This is a genomic window from Marinobacterium jannaschii DSM 6295 (assembly GCF_000620085.1).
Classification (GTDB): domain Bacteria; phylum Pseudomonadota; class Gammaproteobacteria; order Pseudomonadales; family Balneatricaceae; genus Pontibacterium; species Pontibacterium jannaschii.
Genome location: NZ_JHVJ01000004.1, coordinates 250,969 through 272,840, shown reverse-complemented (window position 1 = coordinate 272,840; position 21,872 = coordinate 250,969). Strand labels below are relative to the sequence as shown.

At 54.3% G+C, this 21,872-nt stretch carries 20 protein-coding genes; 9 read left to right on the top strand and 11 right to left on the bottom strand.

The window, feature by feature from the left end; all coding sequences use genetic code 11:
* Nucleotides 1-86: 86 nt before the first annotated feature.
* From Q354_RS0102885 to Q354_RS0102875, 3 genes are all read left to right on the top strand, one after another.
* Nucleotides 87-1,373, top strand: coding sequence for a YeaH/YhbH family protein (locus Q354_RS0102885; RefSeq protein ID WP_027856308.1), 1,287 nt, complete (start codon nucleotides 87-89; stop codon nucleotides 1,371-1,373).
* Nucleotides 1,370-2,893: a SpoVR family protein gene (locus Q354_RS0102880; RefSeq protein ID WP_027856307.1), complete on the top strand. Its 1,524-nt coding sequence runs from the start codon at nucleotides 1,370-1,372 to the stop codon at nucleotides 2,891-2,893. The genes Q354_RS0102885 and Q354_RS0102880 overlap by 4 nt, the downstream gene beginning before the upstream one ends.
* Before the next feature lie 101 nt (nucleotides 2,894-2,994).
* Nucleotides 2,995-3,360 (top strand): histidine triad nucleotide-binding protein, encoded by a 366-nt coding sequence (locus tag Q354_RS0102875; RefSeq protein WP_027856306.1) that lies wholly within the window; start codon nucleotides 2,995-2,997, stop codon nucleotides 3,358-3,360.
* Between the two features lie 102 nt (nucleotides 3,361-3,462).
* Here the strand turns inward: Q354_RS0102875 and Q354_RS0102870 are convergent, their stop codons facing one another.
* The gene (locus Q354_RS0102870; RefSeq protein ID WP_036228331.1) at nucleotides 3,463-4,083 is read right to left on the bottom strand and encodes a LysE/ArgO family amino acid transporter; all 621 of its coding nucleotides are present in this window, start codon (nucleotides 4,081-4,083) and stop codon (nucleotides 3,463-3,465) included.
* Nucleotides 4,084-4,181: 98 nt separating this feature from the next.
* On the opposite strand from Q354_RS0102870, the gene Q354_RS0102865 reads away from it, so the two are divergent.
* The gene (locus tag Q354_RS0102865; protein WP_027856304.1) at nucleotides 4,182-5,105 is read left to right on the top strand and encodes a LysR family transcriptional regulator ArgP; all 924 of its coding nucleotides are present in this window, start codon (nucleotides 4,182-4,184) and stop codon (nucleotides 5,103-5,105) included.
* A gap of 44 nt (nucleotides 5,106-5,149) precedes the next feature.
* On the opposite strand, the gene Q354_RS0102860 is transcribed toward Q354_RS0102865, so the two are convergent.
* Complete coding sequence (locus Q354_RS0102860; protein ID WP_027856303.1) at nucleotides 5,150-5,980, bottom strand: EcsC family protein; 831 nt, start codon at nucleotides 5,978-5,980, stop codon at nucleotides 5,150-5,152.
* A gap of 81 nt (nucleotides 5,981-6,061) precedes the next feature.
* On the opposite strand from Q354_RS0102860, the gene Q354_RS0102855 reads away from it, so the two are divergent.
* The 3 genes from Q354_RS0102855 to Q354_RS0102845 all read left to right on the top strand — a co-directional run bounded on the left by Q354_RS0102855 (nucleotide 6,062) and on the right by Q354_RS0102845 (nucleotide 7,985).
* Nucleotides 6,062-6,892 carry an AraC family transcriptional regulator gene (locus Q354_RS0102855; protein WP_027856302.1) on the top strand — a complete coding sequence of 277 codons (831 nt, stop codon included), beginning with the start codon at nucleotides 6,062-6,064 and terminating at the stop codon, nucleotides 6,890-6,892.
* 72 nt (nucleotides 6,893-6,964) lie between these two features.
* Complete coding sequence (locus Q354_RS24380; RefSeq protein WP_036228326.1) at nucleotides 6,965-7,675, top strand: AzlC family ABC transporter permease; 711 nt, start codon at nucleotides 6,965-6,967, stop codon at nucleotides 7,673-7,675.
* Entirely contained in the window at nucleotides 7,668-7,985 is a 318-nt protein-coding gene (locus Q354_RS0102845; RefSeq protein ID WP_027856301.1) for an AzlD domain-containing protein, read from the top strand. The genes Q354_RS24380 and Q354_RS0102845 overlap by 8 nt, the downstream gene beginning before the upstream one ends.
* A gap of 166 nt (nucleotides 7,986-8,151) precedes the next feature.
* On the opposite strand, the gene Q354_RS0102840 is transcribed toward Q354_RS0102845, so the two are convergent.
* Nucleotides 8,152-9,198, bottom strand: a complete 1,047-nt coding sequence (locus tag Q354_RS0102840) for a DUF2333 family protein (RefSeq protein ID WP_036228324.1) — start codon at nucleotides 9,196-9,198, stop codon at nucleotides 8,152-8,154.
* 385 nt (nucleotides 9,199-9,583) lie between these two features.
* Between Q354_RS0102840 and hmpA the strand changes: the two genes are divergently transcribed.
* Both hmpA and Q354_RS0102830 read left to right on the top strand, forming a co-directional pair.
* The gene (gene hmpA / locus Q354_RS0102835) at nucleotides 9,584-10,807 is read left to right on the top strand and encodes an NO-inducible flavohemoprotein (protein ID WP_027856299.1); all 1,224 of its coding nucleotides are present in this window, start codon (nucleotides 9,584-9,586) and stop codon (nucleotides 10,805-10,807) included.
* A gap of 204 nt (nucleotides 10,808-11,011) precedes the next feature.
* Complete coding sequence (locus Q354_RS0102830; protein ID WP_051559837.1) at nucleotides 11,012-12,913, top strand: PhoX family protein; 1,902 nt, start codon at nucleotides 11,012-11,014, stop codon at nucleotides 12,911-12,913.
* A gap of 217 nt (nucleotides 12,914-13,130) precedes the next feature.
* Here the strand turns inward: Q354_RS0102830 and Q354_RS0102825 are convergent, their stop codons facing one another.
* The 8 genes from Q354_RS0102825 to Q354_RS24375 form a co-directional block, all read right to left on the bottom strand.
* The gene (locus tag Q354_RS0102825; protein WP_027856297.1) at nucleotides 13,131-13,742 is read right to left on the bottom strand and encodes an HAD family hydrolase; all 612 of its coding nucleotides are present in this window, start codon (nucleotides 13,740-13,742) and stop codon (nucleotides 13,131-13,133) included.
* A 74-nt stretch (nucleotides 13,743-13,816) separates the two neighbouring features.
* Nucleotides 13,817-14,755 (bottom strand): hypothetical protein, encoded by a 939-nt coding sequence (locus Q354_RS0102820; protein WP_027856296.1) that lies wholly within the window; start codon nucleotides 14,753-14,755, stop codon nucleotides 13,817-13,819.
* Nucleotides 14,756-15,089: 334 nt separating this feature from the next.
* Nucleotides 15,090-16,430, bottom strand: a complete 1,341-nt coding sequence (locus tag Q354_RS0102815; RefSeq protein ID WP_027856295.1) for a UDP-glucose dehydrogenase family protein — start codon at nucleotides 16,428-16,430, stop codon at nucleotides 15,090-15,092.
* Between the two features lie 237 nt (nucleotides 16,431-16,667).
* Nucleotides 16,668-17,369 carry a hypothetical protein gene (locus Q354_RS0102810; RefSeq protein WP_027856294.1) on the bottom strand — a complete coding sequence of 234 codons (702 nt, stop codon included), beginning with the start codon at nucleotides 17,367-17,369 and terminating at the stop codon, nucleotides 16,668-16,670.
* A complete protein-coding gene (locus tag Q354_RS0102805; protein WP_027856293.1) occupies nucleotides 17,362-18,078 on the bottom strand; it encodes a tyrosine-protein phosphatase in 717 nt (238 codons plus the stop codon). The genes Q354_RS0102810 and Q354_RS0102805 overlap by 8 nt, the downstream gene beginning before the upstream one ends.
* Complete coding sequence (locus tag Q354_RS0102800) at nucleotides 18,078-20,267, bottom strand: GumC family protein (protein ID WP_027856292.1); 2,190 nt, start codon at nucleotides 20,265-20,267, stop codon at nucleotides 18,078-18,080. Before Q354_RS0102800 ends, Q354_RS0102805 begins: the two co-directional genes overlap by 1 nt.
* Before the next feature lie 81 nt (nucleotides 20,268-20,348).
* Nucleotides 20,349-20,810: a polysaccharide biosynthesis/export family protein gene (locus tag Q354_RS0102795; RefSeq protein ID WP_245600975.1), complete on the bottom strand. Its 462-nt coding sequence runs from the start codon at nucleotides 20,808-20,810 to the stop codon at nucleotides 20,349-20,351.
* 129 nt (nucleotides 20,811-20,939) lie between these two features.
* Nucleotides 20,940-21,866, bottom strand: coding sequence for an outer membrane beta-barrel protein (locus Q354_RS24375; protein ID WP_084332447.1), 927 nt, complete (start codon nucleotides 21,864-21,866; stop codon nucleotides 20,940-20,942).
* Between the last annotated feature and the right edge of the window lie 6 nt (nucleotides 21,867-21,872).

The window sequence follows — 21,872 nt, the reverse complement described above, 5'->3', positions numbered from 1 at the left end:
ACCGCCCGCCGTGCGCCGCACGCGGGTGGTATTCCACACTGGTACTCAGAAAGGCGTCCAGTGCCAGGCCGTATGGGGATCGGATTATGAGCTATATCATAGACCGCCGACAGAACTCGAAGAAAAAGAGCACGGTTAACCGCCAGCGCTTTCTGCGTCGCTATAAAAAGCACATAAAGGAAGCAGTTGAAGAAGCGGTAAACCATCGCTCTATCACCGACATGGATAAAGGTGGCAAGGTCACCATCCCGCGCCGGGATATCTCAGAACCGGTATTCCATCACGGTGAAGGCGGCGTACGTAAGCGGGTTTTCCCGGGAAACAAAGAATTCAGCGAAGGTGACGAATTCAACCGTCCACCTGCCGGGGGCGGAGGCGGCTCCGGCTCGGGGCAGGCCAGTAACTCCGGCGAAGGGATGGATGAGTTCACCTTTCAGATCAATCAGGAGGAGTTCCTCGACTTTATGTTTGAAGGTCTGGAACTGCCCTACCTGGTAAAGAAACAACTGCGTAACAGCACCCAGTTTGAGACCCGTCGGGCCGGCTTCACCAATGCTGGTTCACCGGACAAGATCCATATAGTGCGTTCACTCCGCTCCGCACTGGCGCGAAGGATTGCCCTGTCGGGCAGCGACCGCGGCAAGATCCGTGAGCTGCGTAAAGAGATAGAAACGCTGGAACAGCGCCTGCCAAGCAGCGATGCAGAACGCCAGATAGGTCTGCTGGAAGAACAGATTCTGGAGCTGCGTAAGCATATCAGCCGACTGCCGTGGATCGATGATTTCGATATCAAGTACAACAATATGATCAGGGTACCGGTGCCTTCCAGTAAGGCGGTAATGTTCTGCGTGATGGATGTCTCCGGCTCCATGACCCAGACCATTAAGGATATGGCGAAACGTTTCTTTATCCTGCTCTACCTGTTCCTCAAGCGTAATTACAAAACCATCGAAGTGGTCTTTGTCCGTCACCATACCCACGCCAAAGAGGTGGACGAGGAGGAGTTTTTCTACTCCCGCGAAACCGGCGGCACCATCGTATCCAGCGCCCTGAATATGACCGCTGATATTATCCGCGACCGCTACCCTGCCAATGACTGGAATATCTATGTGGCGCAGGCCTCTGACGGGGATAACTGGGATGGTGACTCCCACTCCTGCCGCGAGATCCTGCACAGAAAGATCCTCCAGCATGTGCAGTACTTCGCCTATGTCGAGATTACGACCGGGCCTCACCAGAACCTGTGGCTGGAATACGAGAAAGTGAAAGATGCCTGGTCCGAGAGCTTCGCCATGCATCAGATTGAAGACCCGGCAGATATCTATCCAGTCTTCCGCAAGCTGTTTGAGAAGAAAACGGAGGGTCCGGCATGACTAAGAAGAAGGAACCTATCTCTACCGGCGCTGAATGGACATTTGAGCTGATCGAACGCTATGACCGTGAGATCGGCCGTATCGCTGACAGCTACGGACTGGATACCTACCCAAACCAGATTGAGATCATCACCTCCGAGCAGATGATGGATGCCTACTCCTCGGTGGGTATGCCACTCAACTATAACCACTGGTCTTTCGGTAAGCAGTTTGTCGAGACCGAACAGAACTACAAGCGCGGACGGATGGGGCTGGCGTATGAGATCGTCATCAACTCCGATCCCTGTATCTCCTACCTGATGGAGGAGAACACCATGACCATGCAGGCACTGGTCATTGCCCACGCCTGCTACGGCCACAACTCCTTTTTTAAGGGCAACTACCTGTTCCAGACCTGGACCGATGCCTCGGCCATCGTCGACTACCTGTTATTTGCCAAAAACTATATTCGCCAGTGTGAAGAGCGCTACAGCGTTGAAGCAGTCGAAGAAGTGCTGGATTCCTGTCACGCACTGATGAGCTATGGCGTAAACCGCTACCAGCGCCCCACTCCGCTGACCGCAGAGGAGGAGCGGGAACGCCAGCAGTCCCGCGAGGAATATATACAACGCCACCTCAATGACCTGTGGAACACCATTCCACAGAAAGAGGAAAACGCCACCGCCCAGGAGATACGCTTCCCGTCAGAGCCGGAGGAAAATATCCTCTACTTCATCGAGAAGAATGCACCTCTGCTGGAGCCCTGGCAGCGCGAGCTGGTCCGTATCGTGCGCAAGGTCAGCCAGTACTTCTATCCGCAGAAGCAGACGCAGGTAATGAACGAAGGCTGGGCCTGTTTCTGGCACTACACCCTGCTGCACGGTCTGCATGACGAGGGCCTGGTCACTGACGGCTTTATGATGGAGTTTCTCCATTCGCATACCAGCGTGGTCTATCAGCCGGGCTTCGATTCGCCATACTTCAGCGGTATCAATCCCTATACTCTGGGTTACAACATGATGCAGGATATCCGTCGTATCTGTGAGAACCCGGAAGATGAGGACAGGGAGTGGTTCCCGCAGATCGCCGGCAGTAACTGGCGCGATACCCTGATGGATGCGATGCATAACTACAAGGATGAGAGCTTTATCCTGCAGTTCCTGTCACCGAAACTGATGCGTGAGCTGAAACTGTTCACCATACTGGATGATGCCGACAACCCGAAATTGCGGGTGTCGTCCATCCATAATGAGATCGGCTATGAGCGGATTCGTGAAGATATGTCCGCCCAGTACAACCTGGGAAATCGTGAACCCAATATTCAGGTCTACAACGTCGATGTGCGCGGCGACCGTTCCCTGACACTGCGCCACTATATGCATAACCGCCAACCGCTCGGCGACGATGCCGTCGAGGTCATGCGGCACCTGCACCGGCTTTGGGGCTTCGATGTCCATCTGGAGTCTGTAATGCCAGACGGTACAGTCGCCACCAGCTACCACTGCCCGTTGCAAACCAGTACCGAAGTGGTGTCAGCCTGAGTCACGACTTGTTCGCAGCCTCCCTCAGGGTATACTGCTGAAAAACGCCGTGCCGGATACCGGCACGGCGTTTCCGTCATATATCAGGAGAGACCACCGTTATGGATTGCTTGTTCTGCAAAATCAACGCTAATGAGATCCCAGCCGAGGTAATCTACGAAGACGATAAAGTGATCGCCTTTAACGATATCAACCCTCAGGCCCCTAGCCACTTCCTGGTCATTCCGCGTAAACATATCGCCACCCTGAACGATATCGGAGACGAAGACCGCGAACTGGTCGGCCATATGGTACAGGTCGCTGGCAAGGTCGCAGCAGAGAAAGGCTTCGCTGCCGACGGTTACCGCACCGTCTTCAACTGCAATCCGCACGGCGGCCAGACCGTTTACCACATCCACCTGCACGTTCTGGGTGGTAAACCAATGGGCTGGCCTCCCTATCAGGAAACCCTGAAAACCGAGGTTTAATCACTCCCTGGGTTTCGTAACTCAACCCACGCTACCGCCTGCAGTAGCGTGGTGTTGAGCGCAGCGAAACCCACGAATCCCCGCGCCGATCCATTAATCGATCTAAAAAATCAAACTCGCAGCGATACTCCACATTGTCAGGCCGACGATCAGATCCAGCACCCGCCATGCAATCGGTTTGGCAAACAGCGGTGCCAGCCAGCGTGCCCCAAGGCTCAGGCCGAAAAACCAGATAAAGGAAAAGCTGATCGCACCGGCAGAGAACCAAACCCGTTCCTCTGGTGCAAACTGTCCTCCGATACTGCCGATCAGTACCACGGTATCCAGGTAAACGTGCGGATTAAGCAAAGTGATCGCAAGCGCGGTCAATAATGCATGACGCAGGCTGGACGCCCCCTCTGCATTCCCTTTTAAACTGTGGCTCTGCAGCGCAGATCGGATCGAATTGAAGCCATACCAGCCCAGGAACAACGCCCCGCCCCAGCTGGTGATCGTCATCAGGGTTGGCGATTGCGATACCAGTATGCCCATTCCGGCGACACCCAGCGAGATAAACAGTGCATCAAAAAAGCTGCACACGGCGGCGATCGGCCAGTGGTATTGCTGACGCAATCCCTGTGTCAGTACAAAGGCGTTCTGTGCACCAATCGCCACAATCAGTCCGGCACTGGTCGCCAAGCCTTTCATCAGAGCGATCAGCTGCGCTGTTAGCAATAAACTCATTTGCGTCAGATCTCTTACAAAATTAATAGCGCTATTGTTTGCCAACGGATAAAGTAAGTAAAACTAATGTTTTTCATCTTTCATAAGAGAATTTAATCTTGTTAGATTTACGCCAACTGGCGGCACTCGCAGCGGTTATTGAAGAGCAAAGCTTCGATAAGGCCGCACAGAAGCTTCATATCACACAGTCCGCAGTGTCCCAGCGACTCAGACAGCTCGAGGATAAGCTGGGGCAGGCCCTGGTGGTGCGTTCCAATCCGATTCAGGCCACCCGGGCCGGTCAGCAAGCCCTGAAACATTACCGCCAGGTCAGCATGCTGGAAAACGAGCTGTTGCAGGAATTATCGCCCGAACAGCAGAGTGGCTTTACCCGGGTGTCAATCGGAGTCAATGCCGACTCTCTGGAAACCTGGTTCCTGGATGCGATGGAGCCGCTGCTGGCAAAACAGAATCTGCTGCTGGATCTTAAGATCGATGATCAGGACCAGACCCATCATCTGCTGCGCACCGGTGAGGTACTGGGCTGTATTACCGCCAGCCCGAATGCGATGCAGGGCTGCAGCTGTATTCCACTCGGCGTGATGCCCTACCACTGCCTGGCCAGTCCCGGCTATATGCAGCGCTATTTCCCGGATGGGGCAAACTCTGAAGGCTTTCATACCGCGCCGGTGGCTGAATTTAATAATAAGGACGAGCTGCAGAACCGTTACCTGGAAAAGTTCTTCTCCATTGGCCCCGGCGACTACCCGCGCCATCGCATCCCTTCATCAGAGACATTCTTTGAGATGATTCTGCGTGGCCACGCCTGTGGCATGGTTCCCGATCAGCAGAGCCGCCGGATGCTGGAAGATGGCCGGGCTCTCGATATGACACCGGGCCTCTATCTGGCCATTCCGCTCTACTGGCACGTCTGGAACCTGAACTCCGACCTTGCCCGGGCCCTCAGCAACTGTATTGTGGACTCGTCACTGGACCAGCTGGACCGGTTCGAAGATCACCCCGAGCTGACCCACCCCAACTGATCAGCGTCGTCATTTAGCCAGACCGCACCAGACCAATGGCTGAATCAGGCGGGAATGTCGTCACGATCGTCAGGCAGCGACTGATAGGCCTGCCTGACGACAGCCTCGCCATAGCTGCGCTCCAGTTGCCGCACAATAAAGTGCCCCCGCGCCATATCCTGAAAGTGATCCATAAACAGGGTGTTAATCAGCGCCCCCCCGGCCCCGCCGACAATAGGTACCGCCTGCGCTGCAGCTTTCTGGGATACCGAAATGCCGAAACGGCTGGCAACCTCGCTCAGCAGTTTCACCATCACCGGCGTGCTGCCTTTCGCCACCTTATGACTGGCAACAAAGCCGGAGGCATCGGATACCGCCCGGGCTAATGCCGCCCGAACCGCCAGATAACCGGATTCAGCCCCGTCATCACTGCTACTGCGCCCGCCAAGCGCAAACACTTCCAGACAGGCCATCCGTACCTGAGGATCACTCAGGTCTTCCCCTTCCGAGCGGGCAATATCGGCGATAGAACGCAGTATCAGGGTCGTTGATATCGGCAATTCGATTGCCAACGCCCCCAGGCCAAACGCCCCACCCAGGGCACCGCTGGCCCCGACCATCAGCTTATGTCTGAGGGGCGAAGCGGCCACTTCACGCTTCTCATCAATCGTCATCAATGCGGCATCAAGCGCTTTCTCCAGCGCCCGCTGTACATTGCGGTTGAGTCCATTCCGCCACTCTGTCGGCAGATTTTTAATCAGTCCCTCAACCGGACTGCCAATCAGATCACTGAGACGCGCAGCCAGTCCCGGGTTTTCCAATAGCTGGCGGGCATAGGCCAGCTGAGCTCGCTCATCGTCCTTCAGGGTCGCCACTATCGGCAGCTGCTCACTCATGCTGTTCTCCTTCTGGAAGTCAAAAACATACAAAACCTGCCTGAATCCGATCTGATACACTGCAATCTTAAAGGAGCCGCCATGACAACCGCTATCAAAGAGCAGGCTGAATTCCGCTATGCCAGTGATCTGGGCGGACTCGAACTGCTGAACGCTAATTACCACCAGCAATGCTTTTCCCGTCATGTCCATGAGGGGTTCTGCATCGGCGTAATTGAGCATGGTGCCCAGACCTTTTATCGTGGCGGTGCCAACCACATTGCACCGCGCGACAGCATTATCATCGTCAATGCCGATCAGGTCCATGACGGCCATTGTGCCACCGATTACGGCTGGTCCTACAGGGCGATGTACCCAACGCCCGAAATGCTGGCTCCGGTGGGTGCCGAGCTACTCGGGGCCGGTGCAGGCATCCCCTGGTTTGCGGAACCGGTAGTGCATGACCCGATGCTGGCACAGGCCCTGCGCCAGCTGTTCAACCTGCTGCAGCATTGCGATAACAGCCTGCAGCGCCAGACCGCCTACCTGAATGTAGTCACCACGCTGATCCAGCGCCACAACCATAGCCGCAGCGGACTACCGGAAACCAGCCGGGCGCCGGATAAGGTCAGACTGCTGCGGGAGTATATCGATAGCTACTGCCTGGAAAACATCAACCTGTCGGACCTGTCTGCCCGGGTGGAGCTCAACCCCCATTACCTGACCCGGCTGTTTCAGCGTCATGTCGGGCTGCCTCCCCACGCCTACCAGATCATGCGCCGGTTACAGCATGCCAAGCAGCTGATGCGCAGCGGCCTGTCACTGGTGGATGTTGCTGCAGGCAGCGGCTTTACCGATCAGAGCCACTTCAGCCGGCACTTCAAGCGGGTCATCGGCGTCACTCCGGGCCGCTATCTCAAGGCCGTGCGTTAGACGACGCATCAATATCGTACAATACCGACACTAACGTCTGACGTAGATTGTCCTTAATACAGAGGAGTTTCTATGTCACAGGTTCTAACTCACTTACCCTCCCCGGCGACGCAGGGTTGTCGGGATACATTGCCACTGCTGACCGGGGTAATCCCGTTCGGAATGGTATATGGCGCCCTGGCGCAGGATGCCGGCCTGTCTGCCGCGGCCACGCTGGGAATGTCGCTTATCGTTTTTGCCGGCGCATCACAGTTTATCGCTGTCAGCCTGCTGGCGGCTTCCGTTGCACTGCCGGTGATTCTGTTGACGGTATTTATCGTCAACCTGCGTCACCTGTTGTATTCCACCAGCCTGATACCTGAAGTCAGCGCACTGCCCCAGCGCCTGCGTCTGTTAATGGCCTTCTGCCTGAACGATGAGACCTATGCCGTGGTAACCCGCCGGATAGCAGCCGGCGAAACCCACTCACTGCCGGGCTACTATCTCGGCTCTGGTGCGACCATGTATATCTGCTGGGCACTCAGTACCTTTGCAGGTATGCAGCTGGGACTGCAGCTGCCTGATATCAGCAGCTGGGGACTGGAGGTCACTATGATTGTGATATTTATTGGTATCGTAGTCCCGGCCCTCAAAAGCAGGGCTCAATGGGGCTGTGCCATAACGGCGACCGTCAGCAGCCTGATCACGGCCAGCTGGCCTAATCAGACGGGCCTGATGGTCAGCGCCCTGCTGGCAATCGCGGTCGCAGCGCTGCTGGATTCAGAGGAGTCAGAAAATGTATGAGTGGCTGTTGATCGCCGGGATGGCACTGCTGACCTTCCTGCCACGCTATCTGCCGATGGGAATTGCCGGACGGATACGCCTCTCTGTCCGGATAGAACGGCTACTGGCCTTTATCCCGATTGCAATTCTCAGCGCGATGGTGGCACCGACCACCCTGATCCGTCAGGGAGAGATCGATCTTACACTGAGCAACTATCAGCTGCTGGCCGCCGCTACTGCAATAAGCTGTGCTCTGCTGACCCGCCGGCTTTTACCTACCATGATCAGTGGCTTAGCGGTGTTTGCCCTGTTGAAGCTTTTCGCCAGCTAGTCGTTGTTGATCGGTCACAGGTTGCGATCTGTCGTAAACTCGCCTTCTGTGGGGTTTCACTGCATGAGCACTGCGCTAAAAACCTGTGAATGCAGCGCGAACTTGCTAAGAGGGCCTGACAAAAAAGGGGAGCCATCGGCTCCCCTTTCTCACTCTCTTGCACTTATTAACCGCGGTTCAGCAATTCACGCAGGTCGATAATCGCTGCATTGGCGCGGGAGATATAATTCGCCATCACCAGCGAGTGGTTGGCAAAGAAGCCGAAGCCACCGCCATTGAGAACCACCGGACTCCAGACCGTTTCCTGAGTCGCTTCCAGCTCCCTGATAATCTGACGCAGGCTGACACGGGCATTTTTCTTATCCAGCGCCGGACCAAAGTCATGCTCGACCGCTTTCATGAAATGCAGGATCGCCCAGGCGGAACCACGCGCTTCATAGAAGACATCGTCGATCTCCAGCCACGGCGTCTTCACTTCGGTCTCGTCTGCAGTGGCAGTAGACTGGCTGGCACTCGGGTCGCCCGCCAGGTCCGTATTGACGCGTTTCTGGCCAACACTGGCAGAAAGGCGCTGGGAAAGGCTGCCGAGGCGGGTCTGCACATCACCCAGCCAGTTATTCAGGTTATCCACGCGGGCAAAGAACTGTGCCTGCTTTTTATCAGGATTACCCAGTGCCATGCGGTACTTGGTCAGTGCTTCCAGACCCTCTTTGTACTGAGACTCTGAAGACGGCAGCAGCCAGCTGGAAGCATCAAAGTTAAATTTCGGCTCGGCATCGGTCAGCTCTGCAATTTCCACCGACTGGGACTGCGAGCGACTGAAATCCTTACGCATTGCACGGGTCAGGTCACGGCTCTGTACCAGCGCGCCGTACTCCCAGTTAGAGATATTATCCAGCCAGATCCCCGGTGCGGTTTTATCATTGTGAATATAGCCACCGGGCTTAGTCAGCAGGGTATCCATCACCCGGCTCAGGCTATATACCGTAGAGTACCCGGTGGCCAGCTTCAGGTTATTGGTTTCGGCATCGGCTTTCGCTTCCGCCACCGGATCAAAGGCTCCCGGAGTGATGCTCCAGTAGACTCCAACCGGAATCGCCAGCAACAGATAGGCCAGCACCAGGCCCACTGCCCCCTGCACCAGCTTACCGCCGGGTACCTTATCCCATAAATCCAGACACGTATCGATTAACGCTTCGAGTAATCCCTTCATGGGAGCTCCTTTCCAATAATTAGACAGCAGATGCCTGAGGCGGTGATTTTAAGAAAAAGCGTTAAACTAACCGCTATCTCCCTCAAATACCCTGCACCCATCCGTTCTGTTGCTGCATGAACAGAACTCAGGCATCGACCCGGCAACTGAGCAAAAATTCAGGCCACAAGCTTAACCGATCTCCCGGTTGTTAGGGAGTGATAGGCAGCAGCTAAAGCGCAATTATTCGAGTTGTCGTAATCAGATCCCACCATATCCCACACACGACAAAGGGTTATTTTCTTTGCATCGGGGTATTGCCAGCAGCTTGTCTTAGCTTTTAGACTAATAATGTATTTTTTTTACATTATAAAAATTTCATCCCCGGCTGACAGGAGATTTCAGGGTGAGACCAGAAACTATTGCCATCGTTAAGCAAACCGTACCTCTGCTGGAAGCGCACGGTGTCGCGCTGACAACCCACTTTTACAAACTGCTGTTCGCTGAGAATCCGGAACTGCAGCATGTGTTTAATATGGCCAGTCAGGCCAATGGCCGTCAGCAGTCCACCCTGGCTGCATCTATTCTGGCCTATGCCGCCAATATCGAAAAACTTCAGGAGCTGGGGCCGATGGTCAACCGCATCGCCGCCAAGCACTTCAGCCTGGATGTTCAGCCTGAACACTACCCGATTGTTGGCCGTAACCTGTTGAAGGCGATTCGGGAAGTGGCCGGTGAAGAAGTAGCCACTGATGCCGTGCTGGAGGCCTGGGGCGAAGCCTACGGCGCTCTGGCGGATATCCTGATCGGCGCAGAAGACAGCCTTTATCAGGAAGCCGCTGATGCCGAAGGGGGCTGGCGCGGCTTTAAACCCTTCAACGTGGTACGCAAAGAGGTTCAGAGCAGCGAAATCAGCTCGTTCTACCTGCAGCCGGAAGATGGCGCGCCACTGCCAGCCTTCAGGGGTGGCCAGTATATCAGCGTCAAGATCACGCCAGCCGAAGGTGCCTACGAAGAGATCCGTCAGTACAGCCTGTCTGACTGCGCCGGTCATGATGCTCTGCGTATTTCCGTCAAGCGGGAACCGGCTCCGGCAGCAGACCTGCCAGCCGGCACGGCCTCAAACTACCTGCACGACCATATCAGCACAGGTGACAGCCTATTGCTGCACGCCCCTACCGGAGATTTCTGCCTCGCCGATGAGAGTGAAGCCCCGGTAGTACTGATCAGTGGTGGTGTCGGCGTCACGCCACTGCTGAGTATGCTGAACGAACTGGTGATGCAGGGTAAAAGCCGTCAGGTCAACTGGATTCACGGTACCCGAAACCGCGATACCCATGCCTTTGCAGCGCATATCCGCAGCCTGAGTGCCGACCTGGACTGGCTCGACAGCAAGGTCTTCTATGAAAACGGCGATAATGCCACGGAAGGAACGGATTACGACCAGCTCGGTTACATCGACCTGGCGACCCTGCAATCCTGCCCGGCTGAAGCCGAATTTTACTACTGCGGCCCGCAGCCATTTATGGCCGCGATCGAAAAACTGCTCGACCAGTGCGACATCCCGGCAGCACGCCGTCATTCCGAAGTCTTCGGTCCGAGTGAAGAGCGCACCTCTAACCCGGCCTGATCGGCATCAATCATCCCCTTCCAACCAGCCCCGTCCGGGGCTGGTTTTTTTGGTACTCATCCCCTTCCAGCTGTCTCATTCCTGACATAAAGCGGTGTAAGAATCTCTGCACCTCAAAGCTGACAGAGTAAAATCGATCTCTGCCAGCTGGAATTCAGCGGCCATCAGAGTCGTTTTCTGTAAACAAAAATCAGGTATTCAGTGATGAGCTCAACAGGCACCCCTAAGGATATGAACCCGTCTTCCGATTTTGAACAGATTATCGACCGCGGCCTCAGCCGCCGTGGTTTCCTAAAAGGTGGTGCGACCGCCATGGGGCTGTTCCTTGCCGCAACGCCGCTGGCGCAGGCAGTTGCTGCAGCAAGCACTCCGATGAAAAGCAAACTGCTGGGGTTTAAGGCCGTATCGGCCAGCACCGCAGACCGCTTTATCGTACCGGAAGGCTATGAAGCCCGCCCGCTGATCTCCTGGGGTGATCCTATTCTGAGCAATGCACCGGTTTTCGATCAGTCCGGCAGCCAGGATTCCGCTGCCCAGGCAGCACAGTTCGGTGACAACACTGACGGTATGAGCCTGTTCCCGCTGGGTGATAACCGTGCCGTGCTGGCCGTGAATAACGAATACACCAACTACGACCTGCTGTTCGCCCATAAAGGTGACGCCCTGACCGCCGACGATGTGAAAAAGGCCCAGGCGGCACACGGCGTATCGGTGTTTGAAATCAGCAAAGACGACAACGGTCAGTGGAAGTATGAACGTGTATCCGACTTCAACCGTCGAATCACTGCGTATACCGAGATGGAACTGACCGGACCGGTCGCCGGCCACGCGCGGGTAAAAACAGCCGCCGATGCCAGCGGCAAGAAAGTACTGGGCACTTTCAACAACTGCGCCAACGGTCAGACGCCTTGGGGCACCTACCTGACCTGCGAAGAGAACTTCAATAACTACTTCGGTACCGATGCCGAGATCGAACGTGATGCTCACCAGAAGCGTTACGGCCTGAAGGCAGAAGAGACCCGCTACCAGTGGTACAAGCACGATCAGCGCTTCGATCTGGCGAAAAACCCACAGGAACCAAACCGTCATGGCTGGGTGGTCGAGATCGATCCGATGAACCCAACCTCAACGCCGAAGAAACGCACGGCCCTGGGGCGCTTTAAGCATGAGAATGCCGCCCTGACAGTAGATAACAGCGGTCACGTCGTGGTTTATCTGGGTGATGACGAACGTGGTGAGCACCTCTACAAGTTCGTTTCCAAAAACCGCTTCAATCCGAACGACCAGATTGCGAACCGCGATCTGCTGGAGGAAGGTACCCTCTACGTTGCCCGCTTCAACGCTGAAGATGGTGAACTGAAAGGCCAGGGTGAATGGCTTGAGCTGACTCATGGTAAGAACGGCCTGACCGCCGAAAACGGTTTCGCAGACCAGGCCGAAGTGCTGATCTTCGCCCGTGAAGCCGCCACCATTGTCGGTGCGACCACCATGGATCGTCCGGAATGGGTAGCGGTGCATCCAAACAACAAATCTGTCTGCTGTACCCTGACCAATAACAAGCACCGGGGCAAGAAAGAGGGTCAGCCCGTTGGTGGCCCTAACCCGCGTGCTGCCAACCACTATGGCCAGATCGTTCGTTGGTGGCCGAACAATGAAGACCACACCAGCAACAGCTTTAAGTGGGACCTGTTCCTGGTAGCGGGTAACCCGAGCGTGCATAACGGTTCGGCTTATGCTGGTAGCGGCAATATCAATACCGACAACATGTTCAACAGCCCGGACGGTATCGGCTTTGACCGCAGTGGCCGCCTCTGGATCCAGACAGACGGCAACTATTCAAACAAAGGTGACTTCGCCGGTATGGGTAACAACCAGATGCTCTGCGCCGATCCGGAAAGCGGCGAAATCCGCCGTTTCGCCACCGGCCCGGTCGCTTGTGAGATCACCGGCCTCACCTTCAGCCCTGACCAGCGCAGCATGTTTGTCGGCGTTCAGCACCCGGGCGAGAAAGGTAAGGAGTCCCACTTCCCGGCAGGCGGAAACAGCAAGCCGCGCTCAACCATCATGGTTGTCACCCGCAAGGATGGCGGTATCGTCGGTGCCTGATCACTGCGGATAAACGCTGTAAACAAAGAACCCCAGCCATCGTGCCGGGGTTCTATTTACAAAGCTGTCTGCAATTGTCGGTTGTGAGAGAGCTTACGAGTCCCAACAATAAGACAAGACATTGTGGAGATAGTGATATTGGGGCACCAATCCTTCACACCGCCAGCTGCGGTGTGAAGGATCGTAGCGTGGTGTTGAGCACAGCGAAACCCACGTATTAGAGCGCTACCTTTTCACTTAACAGGGCACACGTCTGTTCAATCCCCTTAACAACAAACGCCTGCATTCCTGCGGCTAAAGCGCCGTCCACATTCACCTGGTTATCATCCAGAAACAGTACTGACCCAGGCGCAACCTGCATCTGCCCGGCAACATAACGAAATGCATCCGCGCAGGGTTTGGCCTTACCGATCAGGTGGGACGCAAAGTAGTGGTCGAACTTGCCATCTAACCGCATCTCGTCCATCACCCGCGGCCAGTGCAGTTGGTTGATATTGGAAAACAGCGCGACGGTCAGATCTATCTGACGCAGCTGCTCCAGCAATGCCAGCGTGCCCGGAAACAACCCTTTTGGCCACCAGGTGAAATGTTCGATAAAGGTATCGGCATCCACTGTCAGGTCCATTTCAGCTATCACAGCTTCTGCAAAGGCATCAGGACCGGACTCTCCCCGCTCAAACGCCTGGGCTGCCGGTGAACGCAACCAGCGAGCCCAGTTGCGCTCATGATCTTCCGGGTGACGCAGCCACTCGTTCTTCACAGGCTGTCCCTGCAGCTCGATCAGTACACCGCCGAGATCAAACAACACCACTTCAATATTGCCGCTCATAACCTGCTCCCTAATTCTCTGGGGCAAGTGTATCGCCTGCAAATGACATTAGCGATGCGCATCCGCGGCCCGGACTAAAGGCCCTTGGAAAACAGGATCTCAACCCGGGCCGTCAGTGAGACTACTGAATCGAAGTCCTTATCCCGAGGCCAGCTCACCCCCGGAATCACATCAAAAAACAGCCAGTCTTCATGCAGGCGCTGGCGGAAACGCACGTTAGCGTAGTAGCTGCTCAACTTTAGTGACGGATCTCGCTCACCTAACAGGCCCACCTCATATGCCAGGGCCTGGTCTTCGTTGAGAATATGATTCAGGCCAAACACCTGGGCCAGGTTAAACTCCTCGCCCTCATCCTGCCATTCAGCCTCGCTGCTGGTGCGCCAGAGAAACTGATCACCCCAAGGGCGCTGGAACGAGAGTCGGCTGCGGGCACCAAAGCCTTCCTGATGGAAGTAATACACAGACTGCCTGAACTGGCCCTCCCAGGGGCCTTCAATCTCGATCGGCCGGGTAGCCCGAAAGCGGGTAAACAGATCCACCGGGAAGCGCAGCTTAACCCCAAGCTCTGGCCGTAGCTGCCAGTTTTCGGTCTCTTTCTCACCGCTGATACCACCATAAAAACTATCATCGCGGCTTTCGGGACGAATCAGATCTGCACGATTACGGCTATCGAAATCCTCAAACTCATCCAGCTGGTTTTCAATAAACAGCTTCCAGCGTTTTTTGGTGATTGGCAGATCAATACGGACCTTCAGATCCGTATCTTCACCGACTCTTTCGCCCTCCTCCCAGCGCGCGCCAAGACGCAGGCGGACATAGCTTTTGTTCTCCAGTCCCAGGGAATCCTCTCCGGCAAAATATTCATCGATGGACGCCGCCATCGAATGAAACCGATCTGACCAGTCATGCCGCTTTTCGATCAGCCACTCCATGGTGGAATCATCAGACGTGTCGGCTGCCGGTTCAGCTCCAGCCGGGGTCTCAGCTGCAGACAGGTTTGTCGAACCCAGCACGCATATAGCACCAGGAAGAACAAAGTTCTTTATTATAATTTTTCTTAAACTCAACATCATACAGGCATCCCCTTGCAGCAACCTGCGCCGAGGCCACGCGACCTTAGCATTGATTTTTAAGGGTATTACAGATAGTAGCAGTCGCCTACCAATTTATCTTAAGCGACCTTAGGAAGGAGATAATTACACCAGATCAATAACAGTGGCTTCAGCTCAGGATTCGACGCGGCGAACTGTTCGTGGGTTTCGCACCTCAACCCACGCTGCTGGTTCTGGAAAACCGTGGCGTGGTATTGAACGAAGCGAAGCCCACGTACTAACACCCAATACTATTTCAGAATGATCGAACGCTTTCGCCACGGCCAATGCCGTAGTATTTAAAACCGAGATCCTTCATGCGCTTGGTTGAATAGAGGTTACGGCCATCGAAGATCGCCGCTGAAGAGAGCGACTTTTTAAGCAAATCAAAGTCCGGTGCGTAAAACTCTTTCCACTCGGTGCAGATCATCAGGGCATCAGCACCTTTAAGCGCCGCTTCCTTGGTGCCGGCCAGCATCAGGTCATCGCGGTGACCGTAGATACGCTGACACTCCTGCATCGCTTCAGGGTCATAGGCCTGCACATTAGCACCGGCTTCCCACAGCGCTTCCATCAGCACACGGCTGGTTGCTTCACGCATATCATCGGTGTTCGGTTTAAAGGACAGGCCCCAGACAGCGATGGTCTTACCCGCCAGGTCGCCTGCAAAGTGCTGCGACAGGTTATTAAACAACTTGGTTTTCTGGCTGTAGTTGACCGCTTCAACTGCTTCCAGCAAACGCGGCTGGTAGTCAACGCCCTGAGCCGTGCGCACCAGTGCCTGTACATCCTTAGGGAAACAGGAGCCGCCATAACCACAACCCGGATGAATAAAGCTGTAACCGATACGGGAGTCAGAACCGATCCCCTGACGTACCTTCTCAATGTCGGCACCCAGGATCTCCGCCAGATTAGCGATCTCATTGATAAAGGAGATCTTTGTGGCGAGCATGCAGTTGGCGGCATATTTGGTCAGCTCGGCAGAGCGCACATCCATTACGATCATGCGGTTACGGCTGCGGCTGAAGGGGTCATACAACTCTTTCATCACCTCTTCCACCGCTTCGCTGTCAGTACCAATAACAATGCGATCCGGCTTCATGCAGTCATCAATTGCAGAACCTTCTTTCAGAAATTCGGGATTTGAGACCACATCGAATTTCAGGCCTGAACCGCGCTCAGCCAGCACTTTGCTGATTTCCGCCTTCACCTTATCCCCGGTTCCCACCGGCACTGTCGACTTATCGACGATTATGCGATGTTCCGGCATATAGGTAGCAATGGTGTTAGCCACCGCCAGCACATACTTCAGGTCAGCCGATCCATCTTCATCCGGCGGTGTACCGACGGCGATAAACTGCACCTGACCGTGCTCAACGCCGGTTTTTGCATCAGTGGTAAAGGTCAGGCGACCCGCTTCGTAGTTCTTCTCAACCAACGGCGTCAGGCCCGGCTCATAGATCGGAATGATCCCCTGCTTCAGGTTCTCAATCTTAGCCTCATCGACATCGACACAGCAGACATCGTGACCCAATTCAGCAAACACCGCAGCCTGAACAAGGCCTACATAACCGATACCAAAAACAGTGACTTTCACAATAGTTTCTCTGGCAAATACTTAAGAACGCTTCACAACGCAGACACAAATACTATAAGTACAAGATGACACTTTGTTACACCTGTAATAATAATCCAGAGCAACTCAATATGTCCTGCAAAGCACCCGAATACGTAAGATAATGAATTAACTGGATAAATATTTATCACGCAGTGAATGGGCTGTATATCAGTACGATGGGGTAATTGATGGCGATATTAAAGCCAATTGACCCCGTTATGATCTTAAGCAGAATTTTTCGGTTTGTTTATCCACCGGAAGATAAGCACATACCAGAAAGCGTTTGCGATGGCGATCAACAACAGCCTTTATCGCTACAGAATTGCGTAACAAACCACGGTAGATATTGTCGACCACAGTCTTACGCAGGGACTTATCCAATCCACCCCACTGCACCATCCCGGCTTCGGTCAAGGTAGACTGCACCGATGGTTCCCAGGGACCGAAGCGGGCTGCGTTTGCCATTGCCGCAGCGTATTCAGGATCATTCTGATTCAGGTAAGCTTTCGCTAACGCCAGGTTTGCCCAGCTATAGGGCCAGCGTGGCCTTTGTTGAACCGACAGGCGGCTCAATTCCAAGACAGAAAAAACAGAGGCTTTAAAGCGCTCAGAATCTGCAAAACTGCCATAGGCCCGATAGAGCATCAGCTGAGACTTTACATCGAGCAACTCCGGATTCTCCGGCTGCCAACTGATAGCGCTATCGATATCGGCCAGGGACTGATCCAGTTCTGCTTCAGGAGGAGAAATCTTCTGCTGTTGCCACTGCTCTATTGCGTACTCGGCCCGATAAGCGATCAAGTCTGCCATCATCACCCTGAACAGCTGCCACACTAAAACCAGGCAGAGCACAATAACAGCACCGGCCAGCAGTTTGGGTAGTGCTGGATTGGATCGCCGTATTGCCGCTTCAGTCATGAACGAGCCGGGCCGGATTTTCCTGAACCAGCCTGAGGGCTTGCTGCTCACCGACAATTTCAGCTGCTGCTTCCACTCCGGCAGACAATCTGGGGGGCCGGTGTCGCTCATTATGGGCATCGCTGGCGATCACCGTGGCCCAGCCCCGCTCCAGTAACTGCTCACTTCGCAGTCGCGCCTCCTCACCAAAGCCTCCAGCCACGGACATCGCTGTCAGCTGGAACAAACAACCGGCTTCGACAAAGGGATTGATCTTATCCAAATCCCTGATGATGTCCTTGTTACGCTCGGGATGAGCGATCATAGGGAGTATATTGCGCGCCTTGAGCCAGGCCACCAACTTGTCGCTACCGGGAGGTATATGGCTATGAGGCAGCTCCAGCAATAACACCCTCTTGCCCTGCCAACTACCGATAAAGGGTAACGAATCGCTGGCGGTCATCGCCAGGATTTCAGGTGAGAGCCGAACCTCCGCCCCCATGGCCAGAGACAACGGCAACCCGGCCCGAACTATCTCAGCCGCGAAAGCCTCAAAGACCGGCTTGATCGTTTTCACGCTATTCTCGAAACGACCGGGATGGATATGTGGCGTGACCGTGATATGACGGATACCATCATCCACGGCAATCTGTACCAGGTGCAGAGACTGCTCCATCGTCTCTGCACCATCGTCGATGCCGGGCAGGATATGTGAGTGAAGATCAAACATCAGCCGTTACTGTAGCCATACACATCGTAGTAACCGGAATACCCTTCTCCATAGTACTTCGATGCCTTCTTCAGATTTACCTGGTTAAGTATTACGCCCACCAATGGCGCATTCACCTCTCGCAGGCGCTTAATACCCGACTGCACCTGAGGTGTAGGTGTCGCGTCAGATTTAACAACGTAAACAACCGCACCGACCAGCGGCGCCAGAACCAACGCATCACTGACTGCCTGGCAAGGCGCAGTATCGATCACAATACGATCATAGTGTTTTTCCAGCTCCGCCAGCACAGCAGCAAAGCGCTTGGAGGAGAGAAGCTCAAGGGGATTGGGCGGTATCTGTCCCGCTGGCAGCAGGTCAATACCATGCGCTTCACTATGGAACACCGCCTCAGACTCAGTACAGGTGCCTGCGACCAGTTCAGACAGCCCCTGACGTCCGGCACAGTCAAACTGCCTGGCAATAGAGGGTCGCCGCATATCCGCATCAATCAGCAGCACTTTTTCCATCTGCCCCAGCGAGAATGCCAGACTCAATGCAGAGGACGTTTTACCTTCGCCAGGTACGGTAGAGGTCACCGCAACCACCTTATGGGGATTATCCAGTGAAGATAGCATCAGGCCGGTACGGATAGTGCGTACCGATTCTGAAAAGCCTGACTGACTATCATCAAGGTACTGGTTATAGCTTGGATGGCGATTTTTACGTGAGCTCTTCAACAGAGGCAGCAGCCCTAGTACCGGCATACCCAGCTTGGTTTCAATATCACCGGAACTGCGTACTGTGTTATTCAGCGCCTCCAGCAGAAACGCCATCATCACACCAAACAGGGTACTCACCACAAAGCTAAGCGCGATGATGAGCTTCTTCTTCGGCTTAGCTGGTCCTAGTGGCGCTACTGCCGGGTCAGAGATCCGGGCATTGGCAGATTCCAGATCGCCCGTTGCAGCCGTCTCATTCAGACGGGTAAAGAAGGTATCGTAAAGCTGGCGGTTGACGTCCACTTCCTGCTGCAACTCTTTAAGGCGATATTCCTTACGGCCTAGCTCCTGCAGCTCACCCTTGGTGTTACCCAATGAGCGCTCCAACGCGACTTCGCTGTCCCGGGAGACCTGATACTGGTTTTTAATACCACTGATAACACTATTGATCTGCCTGTACAGCGCCTGCTTAGCGCTGGCCACGTCCGACTGGGCCGCAACCATCTTAGGATGCTTGGGGCCATAGCGCTTAGCCAGTTCAGAAACCTTTCGCTCGGCTTCAGAAAGGGAGGACTTGTAACTCTGCACCAGCGGATGCTGCAACACAGCCGGAATGCGCTCATAGGCGGATGGATCTGCCTTACCACCCGCTCGCTGCACCTGGCGATATACATTTTCCAGCTCCAGACGATCACGACGAGCATCCACCAACTTATCTGCCAGCAGATCCAACTCGTTACCAACAATGTCCAGACCTCCGTTGTCGCCAACGATCTGCTCACTATCGCGAAACGCCTGAAGACGCGCTTCAGACTCACGCAGTTTATCTTTCAAACCGCCTAACCGCTCATTCAACCAGGAAGAGGCTTTTACCGTGAGTTCAAGTTTGGCTTCCAGGTTATTCTCGATATAGGCTTCGCCCAGTGCATTCGCCATCTTAGCCGCAAATTCAGGCGAATAAGCCTCAAAGGTAATCTTTACCAGCTGCGTTTTGCGCACAGGGGATACCGTGACCCGACTGCTAAAAGCGTTTACCAACGCCTGATACCGGCCCTCAACAGTCGGCTCGCCCGGCTTCAGTTCCGGAATATAGTCACCAGCAATTTTCCGCCAGTTAAAATCAAATGTCGGCTCGCGATTAAATTCCGGATGGTCAAGTAGGCTATAGCGTTGAATCACCTTTTCGGACAGCTTACGGGATTTCAGAATCTCAAACTGAGTCAGATAATACTCATTATTCCCACCATCAAGGCCATACACCTCTTCGATAGACACAACCTTGGCCTGTTTGGATTCGATCAGCAGTGTAGCCGTGGCGCGATAAACCGGCTCCATCGAGAACACCACCATCGCAGCCAGCAGTGTCACCACTAAAGCAAAACCAAGAATACTCCACTTACGCCGCGAGATAGTACGCCAATACTGACGCAGGTCGATTACATCGTCTTTCAGCAAACGATCCAATGTATTTTTCTGCTGTGAATCCATCACTTACCACCGAAAAGAGATTGGCTGCGGACAAGGCACACAGCCATAAGGGCTGAAAACAAAGATTAAAACCGGTTCCGGTTAGAAAAAACTTTCTTCGATCGTAATAATATCGCCAGGCCGAATCGAGTCTGTCAGACGCAAACGTAATGGCGGGCGTCCTTCGTCACCGTCATGAATAACGTAGACTTTAGACTTCGAAGCCCGCTCAGTGAAACCGCCTGCCAATGCAACAGCTTTCTGCAGGCTAAGCCCCGGCTGAAACGGATAGCCACCTGGCTTTTCAACTTCACCGTTAATAAAAAACTGACGGTATTCCAGCACCGTAACATTAACGTTCGGCCGAACCAGATAGCCATCGGCAAGCTGATCACGAATCAGCAAGCTGAGTTGACCTGTCGATAACCCGGTGACCCGCAGCTCGCCCAGAAAAGGGTATGAGATAGTGCCAGCATCGCTGAGCCGAACTTCAAGGCTGAGGTCTTCCTCGCCAAAGACCTTGATACTCAGCAAATCGCCGGACCCGAGAGGATAGTCTGACAAACCGCCCTCCTGTGCACTAACACCTGAGGTAAACATCAACAACAGGCACATCCACCAGGCACGTAAAGAGGTTTTTAGCTTATACCGCATATTTCAGACCATCCTTTCCCTGAACAAAGAAAAGCTAACTCAGAGTGAGCCCAGCAGTGTGATCATCCACTGATTACGCTCGTAATCATTCCCCACTTCATTGGAGTCCCGTTCACCGTAGGTGTAGGCAAAGTTAATATCGAGCCAGCGCCGCATTTCATAAGACAACGCCAGAGAGAGGCTGTTGGTCTCATCTTCACGGGTAGCGCCCACATAATCCTCTTCGATCCGACTGATCGAAGCAACAGAACTAACCCGACCACTCCACTCATGGTTCCATGCCAGGGTCAGACTTTCGGTATCGATATAGTCACCGGTACCACTGGATTCTTCAGTTTCCTGAGTCGTCGTCAGGTCAAAGCTGGAATAGGTCTGAGGAGCCCAGCGTACGCTAACTTCCCAGCTAGCACCGGAGAAGTCTTCTGTTGCCGGACTATCGAAATCCTTACGGGCTGCACCAATCTTGGCGCTACCGCTGGTTTTGGCCGTAGCATCCCAACGCAAGCCCACCAGGTATTTCTGTTCGGTACTGTCCTGTGTACTAGTCGCAGACTGGTAATCGATATCTTCGTGGCGCAGTTCAAACAGCGCCTGAGATTTGGGAGCGAGACGATAGAGAAAAGTCGCGCCAAGACGAATGGTTTCCCGGTCACGCGCCTCTGTTAATGTCCGGAAATTATCATACTCGCGGTCATAGTAAGCTGCATTCAGCTCCAGGTTACCCTTAGCACCGCTGGCACCATAGGTATAAAGCCCTTGCAAATTGAATTCACTATACTCGATCGGTGTAGATACACCGCCACCACTCTGGTCATCAACACCGGTACCACGGTCTTCATGTTCCTTGATATACCCGGCTTGCAGATCAAAACGGTTACGACCGTTCAGCTCGATAATCGCCTGCCCCTGCAGTTCATGGTCGGTGTAATCGTCGTCATGGCCATCCGTAAAGGAGCCATTTTCCAGCGCATA